Below are 14,705 nucleotides of genomic sequence, written 5' to 3'. Positions count from 1 at the left end.
TGGCTCGATCAACTCAGGATCGTTCTCGCTAGGAGAAAGCACGCATGTCAAAACGTACAAACCCGCGACGCCTCGGGCGCTCGCTGGTCAGCGCCGGTGCGGCGCTGGTGCTCACCGTGTCGGGGCTGGCCGCGACCGGATCCGGCGCGCTGGCCGCGCCGGGTGATTCGTCCTCAGTGGAGGGCAAAGTCCGTTCCGAGCTTACCAAGGCGTTCTCGGCCAAGGAAGAGACGGACTTCTGGATCCGGTTCGGACCGCGCGCGGACCTGAGCAAGGCCAGCGCGATCAAGGACTGGAACGAGCGCGGCACGGCAGTCGCGGCGGCGCTGAAGAAGACGGCCGCCGAGAGCCAGGCGAAGGTCCGCGCCAAGCTCGACAAGGCCGGCGTCAAGTACGAGACCTTTTGGGCGAGCAACGCCATCAAGGTGAGCAGCGGTTCGTCGACCATGGCGCAGGACATCGCCGCGCACGGCGAGGTCGAGGGACTGTACGCCCCGGTGGTCTACGAGGTGCCCAAGCGGACCGACGGCGACGACCAGAAGACGGTCAACGCGGTCGAGTGGGGCATCGCCAACATCAATGCCGACGACGTCTGGTCGGAGTACGGCGTCAAGGGCGCCGGTATCACGGTCGCCAATATCGACACCGGCGTGCAGTTCGACCACCCGGCGCTGGTGGGCTCCTACCGGGGCAACAACGGCGACGGCACGTTCGACCACAACTACAACTGGTTCGACGCGGCCGGGGAGTGCGCCACCGCCCCCTGCGACACCGACGGCCACGGCACGCACACCATGGGCACGATGGCCGGCGAGGCCGGCGCCAACCAGATCGGCGTCGCGCCCGAGGTCAAGTGGATCGCGGCGAACGGCTGCTGCCCCAGCGACGCGGCGCTCATCACCTCCGGCGAGTGGATGCTCGAGCCGACCGACCTCAACGGTCAGAACCCGGACGCGAGCAAGCGGCCGAACATCATCAACAACTCCTGGGGAACCACGCTGCCCTCCAACGACCCGTTCATGGAGGACGTGACGCTGGCCTGGACGGCGTCGGGCATCTTCGGCACCTGGTCCAACGGGAACAAGGGTTCGGCCTGCCAGACCAGCGGGTCGCCGGGCAGCCGGACCGCCAACTACTCCGTCGGCGCGTACGACGTGAACAACAACATCGCCAGCTTCTCCAGCCGGGGCGCCGGTCAGGACGGTGAGATCAAGCCGAACATCGCGGCCCCCGGCGTCAACGTCCGGTCGAGCATCCCGGGCAACGGCTACGCCAGCTACAACGGCACCTCGATGGCCGCACCGCACCTGGCCGGCGTGATCGCGCTGCTCTGGTCGGCGGCACCGGCGCTGGTCGGCGACGTCCCGGCGACCCGCGCGCTGCTCGACGGCTCGGCGGTCGACACGCCGGCCAGCCAGTGCGGCGGCACCGACGACGACAACAACGTGTTCGGCGAGGGGCGGCTGGACGCGCTGGCCCTGCTCAACGCCGCGCCGGTCGGCGACACCGGCACCCTCGCCGGCACCGTGACCAACGCGGACACCGGCGCGCCGCTCGGTGGCGCCACCGTCACCCTGACCGGTCCGGCGGACCGCACGCTGACCACCGCCGCCGACGGCACGTACTCCTCGCTGCTCCCGGCCGGTGACTACCAGGTCGCCGTGACGGCGTACGGCTACGGGAGCAAGACCGTCCCGGCGACGGTCACCACCGGTGCGACCACCACGGTCAACGTGGCGCTCACCCCGGTCCCCAGCGTCACGGTGAGCGGCCGGGTCAGCGACGGTTCCGGACACGGCTGGCCGCTCTACGCGAAGGTGACCGTGGCCGGCGCCGGTGGCGTCTCCGACTACACCGCGCCCGCGAACGGCCGCTACAGCCTCACCCTGCCGGCCGGTGGGACGTACAAGCTGACGGTCGAGCCCCAGTACCCGGGCTACCAGACCGTGACCAAGGACGTCGTGGTCGGCTCGGCCAACGTGGTCGCCAACGTCGACGTACCGGTGAAGAGCGACTCCTGCTCGCTCGCGCCCGGATACCGCAACGGCTCGGACGGTGTGTACGAGACCTTCGACGGCACCACCACGCCGGCCGGCTGGACGGTGGTCGACCACATCAACAGCGGGCTCGTCTGGCAGTTCAACGACCCGGGTGCCCGCCGTAACCTGACCGGTGGCACGGGCGGCTTCGCCATCATCGACAGCGACGAGTACGGCAGCGGCAAGCAGCAGAACACCTCGCTGGTCAGCCCGGTCGTCGACCTGACCGGCGTCACCGCGCCGGTCATCCGCTTCAACCAGGACTTCAACCACCTCGGTGGTGAGAACGCCGACGTCGACCTGAGCATCGACGGCGGTGCCACCTGGACGAACGTGCTCCGGCAGACGGCGGACGTCCGGGGGCCGAAGGTCACCGAGGTGGCGATCCCGCAGGCCGCCGGCAAGTCGCAGGTCCAGGTCCGGTTCCACTACCACGTCGGCTCCTACGACTGGTGGTGGCAGGTCGACAACGTGCTGATCGGCAGCCAGATCGTCTGCCAGCCGGTCAACGGTGGCCTGGTGCTCGGCCACGTCCGCGACAAGAACACCAACGGCTACGTCAACGGTGCCACCGTCACCAGCAACGACCGGCCGGCGGAGACCGCCACCACCGTGGCGACGCCGGACGACACCGAGCTCGCGGACGGCTTCTACTGGATGTTCTCGTCGCTGACCGGTGCCCACCGGTTCACGGCCAAGGCCTCCGGCTACGTCAACCAGGCGAAGTCGATCGACGTCGAGGCCGACTGGGCCACCGCCGCGAACTTCCAGCTCGCCGCCGGCCGGCTGTCGGTGAAGCCGAGCGCGGTCTCCGCCACGCTGCGGATGCCCACCGGCAAGACCACCAAGTCCTTCACCGTGACCAACACCGGCGGCGCGCCGGTCGACGTCACCTTCGGTGAGCAGGACAAGGGCTTCGAGCTGCTGCGCGCCGACGGATCGCGGATCAGCCAGCAGCAGATCCTCGCCTCGACCGGTGCCCAGCGGGTGCGCCTCAACGCCCCGACGTCGTTCGCGGCGGCCTCGCGGATGGGGACCGGCGCGATGCCGGCGGCGAACGGCCCGCACGCCGCGCCGTGGACGGACATCGCCGACTACCCGAGCAACGTCATGGACAACGCGGTGGTCACCCTCGGCGGCAAGGTGTACTCGATCGGCGGTGGCAACGGAACGGCCTCGTCGAAGAAGAACTACGTCTACGACCCGGCCACCCAGGCCTGGACGGCGATCGCCGACCTGCCCGAGGCACGCAACGCCATGACGGTGGGTGTCGTCGGCGGGAAGATCATCGCCACCGGTGGTTGGGGCCCGTCCGGCCCGGACGCCGCCACCTGGTCGTACGACCCGGGCGCGAACACCTGGTCGGAGCTGGCCGACAACCCGGCGCCACGGTCGGCCGCCGGAGCGGCGGTGGTCGGTGGCAAGCTGCTGGCGGTCGGCGGTTGCACCACCGCCAGCTGCACGCCGATGTCGAACGACGTCGTCGCGTACGACCCGGCCGGTAACAGCTGGGCGGCGCTGCCCGACTACCCGAAGTCGGTCGCCTTCGCCTCCTGCGGCGGGATCGACGGGGTGGTGTACTGCACCGGCGGCAACGACGGCACGAACCCGCAGAAGGCCAGCTACGCCCTCAACCCGGGCGCGGCCAGCTGGACCGCGATCGCCGACGCGCCGGCCACGAGCTGGGCCAGCGCGTACGCGACCGCGAACGGCAAGCTGATCGTCGTCGGCGGCTCGCAGGACGGCGCGATCACCAACGCCGGCTTCTCCTACGACCCGGCCGGCAACGCCTGGTCGGCCCTGCCGAACGCCAACACCGCCCGGTACCGGGGCGGCGCGGCGTGCGGGTTCTACAAGGTGGGCGGTTCCTCGGGCAGCTTCACGGCCACCCCGGACAGCGAGGCGCTGCCCGGCTTCGAGGGCTGCGCCGCGGCTGCCGCCGACGTCAGCTGGATGACGATCGACAAGACGGCGGCCACCCTGGCCCCCGGCGAGGCGGTCACGGTCACCGTCGGACTGGCCGCGAACGTCGACCAGCCGGGTACGTACTCCGCGGCGGTCACGATCGGGGAGAACACCCCGTACACGGTCGACCCGGTCGCCGTGACCATGGTGGCGCAGCAGCCGACCACGTGGGCCAAGCTGACCGGCACCGTCACCGGCACGAGCTGCCAGGGCGCCACCGCGCCGATCGCGGGAGCGACCGTGCAGGTGGACTCGTGGGCGTCGTCGTACACGTTCCAGACCGACGGTGCCGGCAAGTACGCCTACTGGATGGACCGGCGGAACAACCCGCTGACGTTGATCGTCGCGAAGGACGGGTGGAAGCCGCAGACCCGCCAGACGAAGCTCAACACCAGCGCACCGACGGTGGAGGACTTCAACCTCTCCGCCACCGGCTGCTGACACGTAGCGCCGGCTGACGAACTCCGGCCCCGCCTGGTTCCGACCGGGCGGGGCCGGAGCGCGTTCCGGTCCGGGTGCTCAGGTGGTAGCAGGGGTCCCCTGCTCATCACCAGGCGGTAGCAGGGGACCCCTGCTACCACCCGGGACGTCAGAACGGCCACCGCTCGCGGGAACCGGCCTCGATGAGCGGGATCATCGCGAACGCGGCGTCGGAGAGCCCGCCGAACGTGTGCCGGTTGCCGACCGTCGGCGTGTGCCCGACCCGGTACCCGGCCAGGTTCCAGGTGTACACCGGGACCTGTGCGGGCACCGCCGCCGCCACGTCCGCCGAGCCGTGCCAGTGCGCCTGCTCGTCGGTGAGGATCACCACCCGGTCGTGCCGGTCGTAGTGCGCCCGGACCGCCTTCTCGGTCTGGGTCCCGCCGCCGTAGAAGTAGCCACCGTCCTTGAACCGGCGCACCGCCGACAGCACCGACTCCCCCGCCACCGCCGGGAACACCCGGGTGTCGTTGGAGAACGACACCACCGTCGCGTCCCGCGCGCGGGCGGCCAGCGCGAGACCGAACACCGTGGCCGCGTCCCAGCAGCGCAGCGTGCCGTCCTTGCTGAACCCGCTGTTCATCGACCCCGAGGTGTCGATGAGGATCAGGGTCCGCCCGTCCAGCGCCGGCACGTTCGCCAGCGCGTGCTGCAACGCCTTCTCCAGCGGGTACGCCCACCGCAGGCTCGGTGCCGCGTTGTACGCCGACAGGAAACGCATCGGCAGCACGCGCGACCTCGCCACCTCGCCCGGGTCGGCCAGCTTCGCCGCGACGGTCTCGGCGACGGCGTCGCCGACCCCGGCCTGGTCGAAGTTGCGCAGGTTACGCAGCAACGCCAGGTACCCCATGGTCGGGATGACCGCCTCCCAGGCCGCGGCGTCCATCGCGGTCTGCCGCCAGCCGGCGAGGGCCTCCCACGTCATGCCGGCCGCGCCCAGCACCCCCGGGTCGGTGACCTCCCGACGCCGCTCGACCGGCAACGCCATCAGCTCGGCCCGGGCCGCCAGCACCGCCAGCGACGCCGGCAGCGGGTTGTCGCGCTGGTGACGCCGGTCCAGCGCGTGCCGGAACAGGTCGCCCTGCCGTTCGTCCCGCGCCTTCGGGTGGGTCAGGTCGATGACGTCACCGAACCGCACCGCGCTGCTGTCGGAGTCGTACTTGAGCAGGCTGCGCTCGTGGTAAAGCCGCACCACGGCATCGGCGACGCCCCGCTTGACCGGCTTCGGCATCGCCCGGCCATGCCGGCCCAGCCAGTACGCCAGCGCCTCACCCGGCTCGTCGGCACGCTGCAACGCCGCGTCCACCACGGTCCGCGAGCCGGGAATGCCAGCGGCGACCTGCGCGCGGGCGCCCTCCAGGGCCGCCACCACCGAGGCCGTCCGCAGCATCGCGCCGGTACGCAGCCACGGCACGAACCGGCCGAACCACTCGGGGTCGGCGACCGCCACGGTGGCGACCAGGTCACGGAAGCGGGCGTCCCGGTCGGCGGCGCCCTCGTAGAAGGTGTGCTCGCCGACCATGTTGGACACGGCCAGCAGGAAGAGCTCGGCGCGCGGCTCACGGCTGAAACCCGGCGCGCCCTCGGCCGTCACGGCATCGGTCTCGTGCCGGTTCCGGCGCAGCTTGAGGTTGAACTTGGCCATCACGCCCCCATTCGGTCGAAGACGGGGAGACGCCACCACACCGCATACCCGAGACCAGAAGTCGGCCACGGACTATGTCCGCCGCTCTGTCCGCTTGAGCTATCAGCCCGAAGGCATTCGGGGGACTCGAACCCCCAACCTGCGGATCCCGAAGTAACCGTTGCCTGCGCACCGGATATGCGGCGTGGTCGCGCCTCCCGAGATCAGAATCCGGTGACGGACGGGCTCTTCACCGAGGCCCTGGAGCCTCTCCAAGATGTAACCGTCACCTTCGCACCGGGAAGTGCGGGTAGGACGCTAGCCGCGGCGACGACGGCCGGGCAACCGGGTTTGTCATCCTGTGATCATGGGCGACAAGACACGATCACGCCGCACACCCGAGATCGAGAGTCGACGACGGAAGTGCCTATTGCTCTGCCCCTGAGCTACCAGCCGCAAAAGGGCTGGAGAGGATTCGAACCCCCGACCCATAGATTAGAAGTATCCGTCGTCTGCGCACCGGGTGTACGGCGTGGCCCTTCCCGAGCCCGAGATCGGCGACGGGCTTGGTGAGAGAAGGAACCGTCACCTTCGCACCGGGAAGTGCGGCGTCAGCCTACGTGCGCCGCCACCGGGGCGACAAGACGATTCCGGCCCCGGAACCGATGACGCCGCACACCCGAGGTCGAGGTTGGACACGGCGTCAGCGGACTTGAACCGCAGGGCCACGAGGGCCCCTTACCAGAGAAGTAGCCGTGACCGTCGCACCGGGTGTGCGGCGTTGCCGGCACCTCCCGAGACCACGGCGGCGACGGCGACTGGCCCTTGCGGGCCAAGGTGACCTGGGCCTCTGGTCGATACCGCCGAAGCGGCAGCGGGATTCGAACCCGCGGCTCCCCGTTGAGAGCGGAAGTAGCCGTTGCCTGCGCACCGGGAGGTGCCGAAGAGGACGGTAGGGGACCGCGCCCGCGTCAGCAAGCCAGATTGGGCGGCTGGGCCGCACCCGCCGACCGACCGTGCCCGCTCAGCAGCCGGGCTGGTGGATCCAGCCCACCCCCACCCCGTGGTCGGAGTCGACCGAGCCGACCGCACGGACGCACTCGACCGGGGCGTAGAGCATGTCGCTCCAGCTCACGGCACCGGCGACCCACGGTCGCGTCCAGGTGAACAGTGCCTGTCCGGACGGGGTGTCCCGGTAGATGTTCGTGGTGATACCGCCGGCCCAGCCGCTCGGCGAGGCGTACTTCGTCCGCACGGAAATCCAGTTCGTGCCGCAGCTGCGGCTGTACCAGAGATAGCCGGTGCCGACGCTGACGCCCGAGTACGTCCCGATGTCCACCGTCTCGAGCAGCACCTGGGACGAGGCGCAGCCGGTGGCGTACGGGTCCTGGTTGTCGTATCCGTAGCCGCTGTACGCGGCAGCCGGGGTGACGGGAGCCAGGGCCAGCGCGAGGCCGATGGTCGCGCTGGTGGCGGTGGCCGCCAGGGGTCTGATTCTCATCGAGGTCTCCATTCGGTTCCGCCAGCGGGGCGGGATGCCGCGCCGGGCTGCTCGACCTGCCGTCGACGCTAGGCCCGGGACAGGGCGGCCGAAGCTCGCGTTGCACACCCGGACGGATCGTGCAAGGACGGTTCCGTACCGGCTCCGGCGGACTGCCTGCCGGAAGACGGTGTTCAGCCGTTCGACCGGAGATGTCCCGGAAGGTTCAGCCACCAACGCGCGGCCTCACGGCTGGAGGCCGACAGACGGGGATCGTCGCGCACACGTCGCAGCGCCGGCTCGTCCATCGCCATGCCCAGCCCGTACACCACCCGGTCGACCGCCGCCCGGTGGACCGGGGCACCAGTGTCGAGCCATCGGGACACGTGGAACGCCAGCACCGGGGCAAGCCCCTCGGTGCTCCGTCCGGTGGTGTCGCCGAGGACACCCACGGCCGCGACGACGACGGGGGCAGGCGTGCCGGCAGCGACGGCGACCTCGCTGAGCAGGGCCCGCTCCGCCGGCCCGGTGTGCATCCGGAGCGCCGAGACCATCGCGGTCGCCAGTCCCGCGTCGCCCCGGACCGCCGGGCTCCTCAGTTCGGCGCAGAGCGCCGCGCAGAGGTGCGCACCGTACGGGGTCGACCGGAGCATCCACAGCGCCTGGAACCGGCGGTCGGCGACCGGGCTGAAGAGCAGTTCCGCCACGGCGGCTCGGAGCATCGCGTCCCCGCTGGCGGTCTGCCCCTCGGGCATCCGGCTGACCACCGTCCCGAGCACACGTCGGCACAGCACCGCCCGCGCGGCGGCGGCCGGGGTCGTCCCGGTCGCGCGCCGGACGGCACCCGCGACGGGCGGGACCGGGGCGGTGGCGGACGCCCGTCCGGCGCCCATTTCGGCCAGCAGGTGGGCGGCCAGAAGCGCCGCGTCGGCGGGTCCCGAGTCTCCGGTGACGAGCAGGCGGCACTGGGTGGCGAGCCGCCTGCGTTCCGCCGGCCCGAAGTGCCCGTAACGGAGCTTCCGTACGCAGGCGGTAAGGGCCGCGTACCGGGTCGCGTCACTCGTCGGCTCCGCCACCTGGCGCAGGAGGTGCGCGTTCGCATCGGGATGACGACTCGCGTCCAGGATGCTGACCGTCTCGAAGGGTGCCTGGTTGGTGGGGTCACGAGCCAGGTCGGCACAGGAGGCGATGGCGTGACGTGCGCCGACCGGGTGGCCGAGCAGCCGGTGGAAGCCCTCGAAACGCTGCGTCCACCCGATGTCGGTGGCGACGAGCATCTCCGTCAGCAGCCGGTCGGTCACCGTGCGCCAGCAGGAGGACGGCACCAGGAGGAGATCCGGGGTGGCGCTGATCGCCGTCGTCAACCGGTCCCACTCGTCCCCCGACATGGCGTCCCGGGAACACGCCTTCTCGACCAGCGCGTCCAGGGTGGCCCGACGGGCGTCGGCCCGCGGTGTCGGCGCACGCAGGATCGACGGCACGGAAGCGTCCACCATGGCGTACCGGCCGAGCGCGTTGACCAGCGACGTCAGCCCTCCCGGCGGGATACCGAGCAGTTCCTCGTACCGCCGTACCGCCAGGTACGGCACGGCGATCCGGCCCGTCTCCCAGCGTGAGATCATCGACGGGCTCACCGGGCCCGACCAGCAGCCACCGCCGAACTGCCGGCAGAAGGCCGCCGCCGATCCGTAGTGCGGCAGGCGGTTGACCCGCAACAACCATCCCAACGCGCTACGGTTCGACCATCGTGGTCCGAAGATCAGGTCTGCCACGTCCACCTCACTCCTCGAAGCGGGTGTGGGCGATGCCGGGTACCACTTCCGTGCGGCGGCTGACGTGGTACGACCGTTCACGAATGGGGAGGCAGCACCGTTCCAGCCGGTCCAGTCTGACCTGCCGGCGACCGTTCGGCCAGCGGGTCGACGGCCAGGCCCGGTGAACTGACGGCGGGAAGGACCCGGCCCGGACGACCGAGCCCAAGACGGACGGGCCCCGGCCGATCGCTGGTGGATCGGCCGGGGCCCGTCGGTTCAGGCTGGATCAGGCGAGGTCGAACCGGTCGAGTTCCATCACCTTGGTCCAGGCCGCGACGAAGTCGGCCACGAACTTCTCACGCGCGTCCTCGCTGGCGTAGACCTCCGCGAGGGCCCGGAGCTGGGAGTTGGAGCCGAAGATGAGGTCGACCGCGGTGGCGGTCCACTTCACCTCGTCGGTGGCCAGGTCCCGGATCTCGTACACGTGCTCCTCGGACTCCGACGCCTTCCACCGGGTTCCCGGGGAGAGCAGGTTGGCGAAGAAGTCGTTGGTGAGCACACCGGGCCGGTCGGTGAGGACGCCGTGCGACGTGCCGCCGACGTTGTTCCCGAGGGCCCGCAGACCACCGACGAGGGCGGTCATCTCCGGCGCGGTCAGGTTCAGCATGTAGGCGCGGTCGATGAGCAGCACCTCCGGCTGGGTCTTCTCGCCCGGCCGCAGGTAGTTGCGGAACCCGTCGGCGCGCGGCTCCATGACCCGGAAGGACTCGACGTCGGTCTCCTCCTGGCTGGCGTCGGTGCGGCCGGCCCGGAACGGCACGGTCACCTCGACGCCGGCGTCGCGCGCCGCCTTCTCGACGGCGGCCGAGCCGGCCAGCACGATCAGGTCGGCGAGGGAGATCTTCGCGCCACCGGCGTCGTTGAACTCCCGCTGGATGCCCTCGAGGGTCGCCAGGACCGTCGCGAGCTGCTCCGGCTGGTTGACCTCCCAGCTGCGCTGCGGTTCGAGACGGATCCGCGCGCCGTTGGCGCCACCGCGCTTGTCGGTGGACCGGTAGCTGGCGGCCGAGGCCCAGGCGGTGGAGACCAGCTGGGCGGTGGTGAGGCCGGACTCCAGCACCTTCGCCTTGAGGGCGGCGACGTCGGCGTCACCCACGAGTTCGTGGTCGACGGCCGGCACCGGGTCCTGCCACAGCTGCGCCTCGGGGACCCACGGTCCGAGGAAGCGGCTGACCGGACCCATGTCGCGGTGCAGCAGCTTGTACCAGGCCTTGGCGAAGGCCAGCGCGAACTCGTCGGGGTTCTCCAGGAAACGGCGCGAGATCTTCTCGTACGCCGGGTCGACGCGCAGCGACAGGTCGGTGGTGAGCATCGTCGGCTTGTGCTTCTTCGACGGGTCGTGGGCGTCCGGGATGATCGCCTCGGCGTCCTTCGCGACCCACTGCTTCGCGCCGCCGGGGCTCGTGGTGAGCTCCCACTCGTAGCCGAAGAGGATCTCGAAGAAGCGGTTGCTCCACTGCGTCGGCTTGTCGGTCCACGTCACCTCGAGACCGCTGGTGATCGTGTCCCCGCCCTTGCCGCTGCCGTGGGTGCTCAGCCAGCCCAGGCCCTGCGCCTCCAGCGGGGCGGCCTCGGGCTCGGGGCCCACGTGGTCGTCGGCGACGCCCGCGCCGTGGGTCTTGCCGAAGGTGTGGCCGCCGGCGATGAGGGCGACGGTCTCCTCGTCGTTCATCGCCATGCGGGCGAAGGTCTCCCGGATGAAGTGCGCCGCCGCGAGCGGGTCGGCGTTGCCGCGCGGGCCTTCCGGGTTGACGTAGATGAGGCCCATCTCGGTCGCCCCGACGCCGGCCACCATCTCCTTCTCGGAGGCGTAGCGCTCGTCGCCGAGCCAGGTGTCCTCCGGGCCCCAGAAGATCTCCTCGGGCTCCCAGACGTCCTCCCGGCCGAAGCCGAAGCCGAAGGTCTTGAAGCCCATCGACTCCAGGGCGACGTTGCCGGCGAGCACGAGCAGATCGGCCCAGGAGATCTTCTGGCCGTACTTCTGCTTGACCGGCCAGAGCAGCCGGCGGGCCTTGTCGAGGTTGGCGTTGTCCGGCCAGCTGTTGAGCGGGGCGAACCGCTGGCCGCCGTCACCGGCGCCGCCACGACCGTCCTCGATGCGGTAGGTGCCTGCGGCGTGCCAGCTCATCCGGATCATCAGGCCGCCGTAGTGGCCGAAGTCCGCCGGCCACCAGTCCTGCGAGGTGGTGAGGACCTCGACGATGTCCCGCTTGAGGGCCTCGACGTCGAGCTTGGCGAACTCCTTGGCGTAGCTGAAGCTCTCCCCCAGCGGGTTGCCCTTGGACGAGTGGGCGTGCAGCACCGAGAGGTCGAGTTGGTTGGGCCACCAGTCCCGGTTGGTGCGCGGACGACCGCCGGTCTTCGGGGTCGGCGAGTCGATCGCCGGGTTCTCGCTCTCGCTGCCGTGCGCGGTCACGGAGTCGTGCGCGACCGGGCAGCCAGCCGCCTCCTTCTTGTCCACGCCCTGCGCGCTGGATGGGACGTTGTTCTGGTCGCTCATCTACTTCCTTCCGGCTGGCGGTTCACTGGGAGATGCGGTCGGTCGCGCAGTCGGGACAGGTGCCCCAGTAGACGACCTCCGCCTCGTCGACCACGAAGCCGTGGTCGTCGGAGGCGGTGAGACAGGGAGCATGGCCGACGGCGCAGTCGACGTCGGCGATCGCGCCGCAGGAGCGGCAGACGACGTGGTGGTGGTTGTCCCCCACCCGGGACTCGTACCGGGCGGTCGCGCCGGCCGGCTGGATGCGCCGCACCAGCCCGGCGTCGGTGAGCGCCCGTAGGACGTCGTACACCGCCTGGTGGGAGACCGTGGGCTGGTCTGCCCGGACCAGCGCGATCACCGTGTCGGTGTCGACGTGCGGATGGTCACGCAGTGCGGCGAGCACCGCCAACCGGGGTTTGGTCACGCGCAACGAGACCGCCCGCAGTTGGGTCTCGAAGTCGGCCGTCATACGACGAACCTAGCACTGTTCTGGAATGAATCAAGTTTTGCTGGGCCATCTTCTGTCGGCTTCCCCCGGTTGCGGTGCGGTCGGCGGGTCAGACGGTGATGACCACCTTCGCCCGTGCGTGTTCACCTTCGAGGTACCGGATGGCCTCGGGCACCTCGTGGAGCGGGTAGGTCCGGTCGATGACCGGGGTGAGGCGGCCGGCTTCGGCGTAGGCGCGGAGCGCGTCGAGGTGCTGCCGGCCGGGGACCGCCGTCAGGGTGACGATGCGGTGCCGGACGAAGGGCGCCAGCAGCTGTCCGCGGGTGAGGAGCCAGACCGGTCCGACGAGGCTGCCGCCCCGGTACACGCCGCCGCCGGAGAGCACCAGCGTGCCGGTCGGGGTCAGCGCCCGCCGGAGCGCGGTGAGCGAGCGGTTGCCGACCAGATCGAACACGACGTCGTGGCGGCGGTCGTCGCGGGTGAAGTCGTCCCGGGTGTAGTCCACGACGCGGTCGGCGCCGAGGGAGCGGACCAGGTCGACGTTGCGGGTGCTGCACACGGCGGTCACGGTCGCGCCGAGCGCCTTGGCCAACTGGACGGCGAGGGTGCCGACGCCACCGGAGGCGCCGTTGACGAGGACACGGTGGCCGGGCTCGACCCGCCCGACGTCACGCAGTCCGGTCAGCGCGGTGACACCGGCCAGCGGCAGGGCGGCCGCCTGCTGCGGCGTCAGGTTTGCCGGCTGCGGCGCGACCAGGGTCTCGGGCACGCACACGTACTCCGCGAACGCGCCGTTGGCGTCGCCGAGGTCGCCGAATACGGCGTCACCCGGGCGCACCTGTCGCACCCGGGCACCGACGGCCTCGACCCGGCCGGCGAAGTCGCGGCCCCGGATGCGGGCACGGGGCCGCGACCGCCCCATGGCCAACCGCGCCATCCGCGGGTCGCCCCGCATGGCATGCCAGTCGTACGCGTTGAGCGCGGCGGCCTCGACCTGCACGAGCACCTCATCGTCGGCCGGCACGGGCGTGTCGACGCCCGCGAGCGTGAGCGTCTCCGGGGGGCCGTACCGGTCCTGGACGATCGCCTTCATCGTTTCCTCCCTCGGGTGTACGGCGTACACCTCCATGCGACCCACGGTAGGTGTACGCCGTACACCGGTCAAGGCGGTTATGGTTTTTTCCACCGCTGCCGGAAGACGGGACCGAGATGGCTGAGCAGGCCGAGACGCTGCGCCGGACGCCACTGAGCAGGGAACGGATCCTGCACGCCGCCGTCGCGCTCGCCGACGGGACCGGCATCGAGTCGCTCAGCATGCGCAACCTCGCCCAGGACCTGGGCGTCGTGCCGATGGCCCTCTACAAACACGTGGCCAACAAGGACGAACTGCTCGACGGCATGATCGACGTGGTCGTCGGCGAGATCGACCCGCCGACCCCCGGCGTCGGCTGGAAGCGGACGATCCGCGCGCGCATCCTCTCGGCGCGGCAGATGCTGCTCCGCCACCCCTGGGCGCCGCTCGCGATCGAGTCACGGAACATGGCGACGCCGGCCATCCTCGCCTACCTCGACTCGATGGTCGGGACGTTCCGGGCCGGCGGGTTCTCCGCCAACCTCGCCCACCACGTGATGCACGCGATGGGCAGCCGGATCCTGGGCTTCAGCCAGGAACTGTTCGACCCCGCCCGGCGCGCCGGCCGGTCCGGCACGACCAGCGCGGACCCGCCGACGGGCCTACCACCGGAGGCCGCGGCCCGGTTTCCGCACCTCGCGGAGATCGCCACGGCGGCGTCCCACGACGACGCGTCGGTCGTGGGACAGGGCTGCGACGACCAGTTCGAGTTCGAGTTCGCGTTGGACCTGCTGCTGGACGGCATCGAACGGCTGCGACAGCAGGGGTGGACGTCGTCGCACCGCCCCCGGTGAGCGGGTCAGGACGAGGCCCGGCCGCCCGAGGTGGGTTCAGCCTGCCTGGACGCCGATGGCCGTCAAGTGGCGTGCGGCATGGTGGCGGGCAGCGCCACGTAGGTGGTCTCCAGGTACTCCTCGATCCCTTCGAAGCCACCCTCCCGACCGAACCCCGAGGCCTTCATGCCCCCGAACGGCGCGGCCGGGAGAACGTCCGGGTAGGCCCGCTCCCACTGACAGTCAGTCACCTCATCACGGAAGTGGCGGCGACATGGACCTGACCGGCGCGATCTGGCGGAAGAGCAGCCGCAGCAGCGGCAACGGCGGCGACTGCGTGGAGGTGGCCGACAACCTCGCGGGCGTCGTCGGCGTACGCGACCGCAAGGACCCGCACGGCCCGGCGCTGACCTCTCCCCCACCGCCTGGCGGGCCTTCGTCACCCGGTTCACCCACCACAGCTAACCC

The 14,705-nt window shown here is 70.9% G+C and carries 9 protein-coding genes, 1 tRNA gene and 1 pseudogene; 3 read left to right on the top strand and 8 right to left on the bottom strand.

Features of this window, described 5'->3' with window-relative positions; all coding sequences use genetic code 11:
• Positions 1-44: 44 nt before the first annotated feature.
• Complete coding sequence (locus tag GA0070618_RS23260) at positions 45-4,445, top strand: S8 family serine peptidase (protein WP_088983520.1); 4,401 nt, start codon at positions 45-47, stop codon at positions 4,443-4,445.
• Positions 4,446-4,593: 148 nt separating this feature from the next.
• Here the strand turns inward: GA0070618_RS23260 and GA0070618_RS23255 are convergent, their stop codons facing one another.
• The 7 genes from GA0070618_RS23255 to GA0070618_RS23225 form a co-directional block, all read right to left on the bottom strand.
• Positions 4,594-6,129: a TROVE domain-containing protein gene (locus tag GA0070618_RS23255; RefSeq protein WP_088983519.1), complete on the bottom strand. Its 1,536-nt coding sequence runs from the start codon at positions 6,127-6,129 to the stop codon at positions 4,594-4,596.
• A gap of 846 nt (positions 6,130-6,975) precedes the next feature.
• A tRNA-OTHER gene (locus GA0070618_RS33640) sits at positions 6,976-7,035 on the bottom strand.
• 97 nt (positions 7,036-7,132) lie between these two features.
• Positions 7,133-7,609: a DUF2690 domain-containing protein gene (locus GA0070618_RS23250; RefSeq protein ID WP_157748993.1), complete on the bottom strand. Its 477-nt coding sequence runs from the start codon at positions 7,607-7,609 to the stop codon at positions 7,133-7,135.
• A gap of 173 nt (positions 7,610-7,782) precedes the next feature.
• A complete protein-coding gene (locus tag GA0070618_RS23245; RefSeq protein ID WP_231931417.1) occupies positions 7,783-9,360 on the bottom strand; it encodes a hypothetical protein in 1,578 nt (525 codons plus the stop codon).
• 268 nt (positions 9,361-9,628) lie between these two features.
• On the bottom strand, positions 9,629-11,902 hold the full coding sequence (gene katG / locus GA0070618_RS23235) for a catalase/peroxidase HPI (protein WP_088983515.1): 2,274 nt from the start codon (positions 11,900-11,902) through the stop codon (positions 9,629-9,631).
• Positions 11,903-11,924: 22 nt separating this feature from the next.
• Positions 11,925-12,353 carry a Fur family transcriptional regulator gene (locus GA0070618_RS23230; RefSeq protein WP_088983514.1) on the bottom strand — a complete coding sequence of 143 codons (429 nt, stop codon included), beginning with the start codon at positions 12,351-12,353 and terminating at the stop codon, positions 11,925-11,927.
• Positions 12,354-12,441: 88 nt separating this feature from the next.
• Positions 12,442-13,425 carry an NAD(P)-dependent alcohol dehydrogenase gene (locus GA0070618_RS23225; RefSeq protein ID WP_088983513.1) on the bottom strand — a complete coding sequence of 328 codons (984 nt, stop codon included), beginning with the start codon at positions 13,423-13,425 and terminating at the stop codon, positions 12,442-12,444.
• Between the two features lie 116 nt (positions 13,426-13,541).
• On the opposite strand from GA0070618_RS23225, the gene GA0070618_RS23220 reads away from it, so the two are divergent.
• A complete protein-coding gene (locus GA0070618_RS23220) occupies positions 13,542-14,258 on the top strand; it encodes a TetR/AcrR family transcriptional regulator (protein ID WP_088983512.1) in 717 nt (238 codons plus the stop codon).
• A gap of 62 nt (positions 14,259-14,320) precedes the next feature.
• Here the strand turns inward: GA0070618_RS23220 and GA0070618_RS33635 are convergent, their stop codons facing one another.
• On the bottom strand, positions 14,321-14,488 hold the full coding sequence (locus GA0070618_RS33635; RefSeq protein WP_197701606.1) for an aldehyde dehydrogenase family protein: 168 nt from the start codon (positions 14,486-14,488) through the stop codon (positions 14,321-14,323).
• Positions 14,489-14,511: 23 nt separating this feature from the next.
• Between GA0070618_RS33635 and GA0070618_RS23215 the strand changes: the two are divergent.
• Positions 14,512-14,702, top strand: a pseudogene (locus tag GA0070618_RS23215) (DUF397 domain-containing protein).
• Positions 14,703-14,705: the final 3 nt, after the last annotated feature.

This window comes from Micromonospora echinospora (genome assembly GCF_900091495.1).
GTDB lineage: Bacteria > Actinomycetota > Actinomycetes > Mycobacteriales > Micromonosporaceae > Micromonospora > Micromonospora echinospora.
Note: the sequence above shows the minus strand (reverse complement) of the source record. Positions and strands in the feature narration are given on the sequence as shown.

Bases quoted from the DNA above. Each gene is read 5' to 3' on its own strand.
- GA0070618_RS23260 (WP_088983520.1), top strand. From the start codon at position 45: ATGTCAAAACGTACAAACCCGCGACGCCTCGGGCGCTCGCTGGTCAGC.
- GA0070618_RS23255 (WP_088983519.1), bottom strand. From the start codon at position 6,129: ATGGCCAAGTTCAACCTCAAGCTGCGCCGGAACCGGCACGAGACCGAT.
- GA0070618_RS23250 (WP_157748993.1), bottom strand. From the start codon at position 7,609: ATGAGAATCAGACCCCTGGCGGCCACCGCCACCAGCGCGACCATCGGC.
- katG (WP_088983515.1), bottom strand. From the start codon at position 11,902: ATGAGCGACCAGAACAACGTCCCATCCAGCGCGCAGGGCGTGGACAAG.
- GA0070618_RS23230 (WP_088983514.1), bottom strand. From the start codon at position 12,353: ATGACGGCCGACTTCGAGACCCAACTGCGGGCGGTCTCGTTGCGCGTG.
- GA0070618_RS23225 (WP_088983513.1), bottom strand. From the start codon at position 13,425: ATGAAGGCGATCGTCCAGGACCGGTACGGCCCCCCGGAGACGCTCACG.
- GA0070618_RS23220 (WP_088983512.1), top strand. From the start codon at position 13,542: ATGGCTGAGCAGGCCGAGACGCTGCGCCGGACGCCACTGAGCAGGGAA.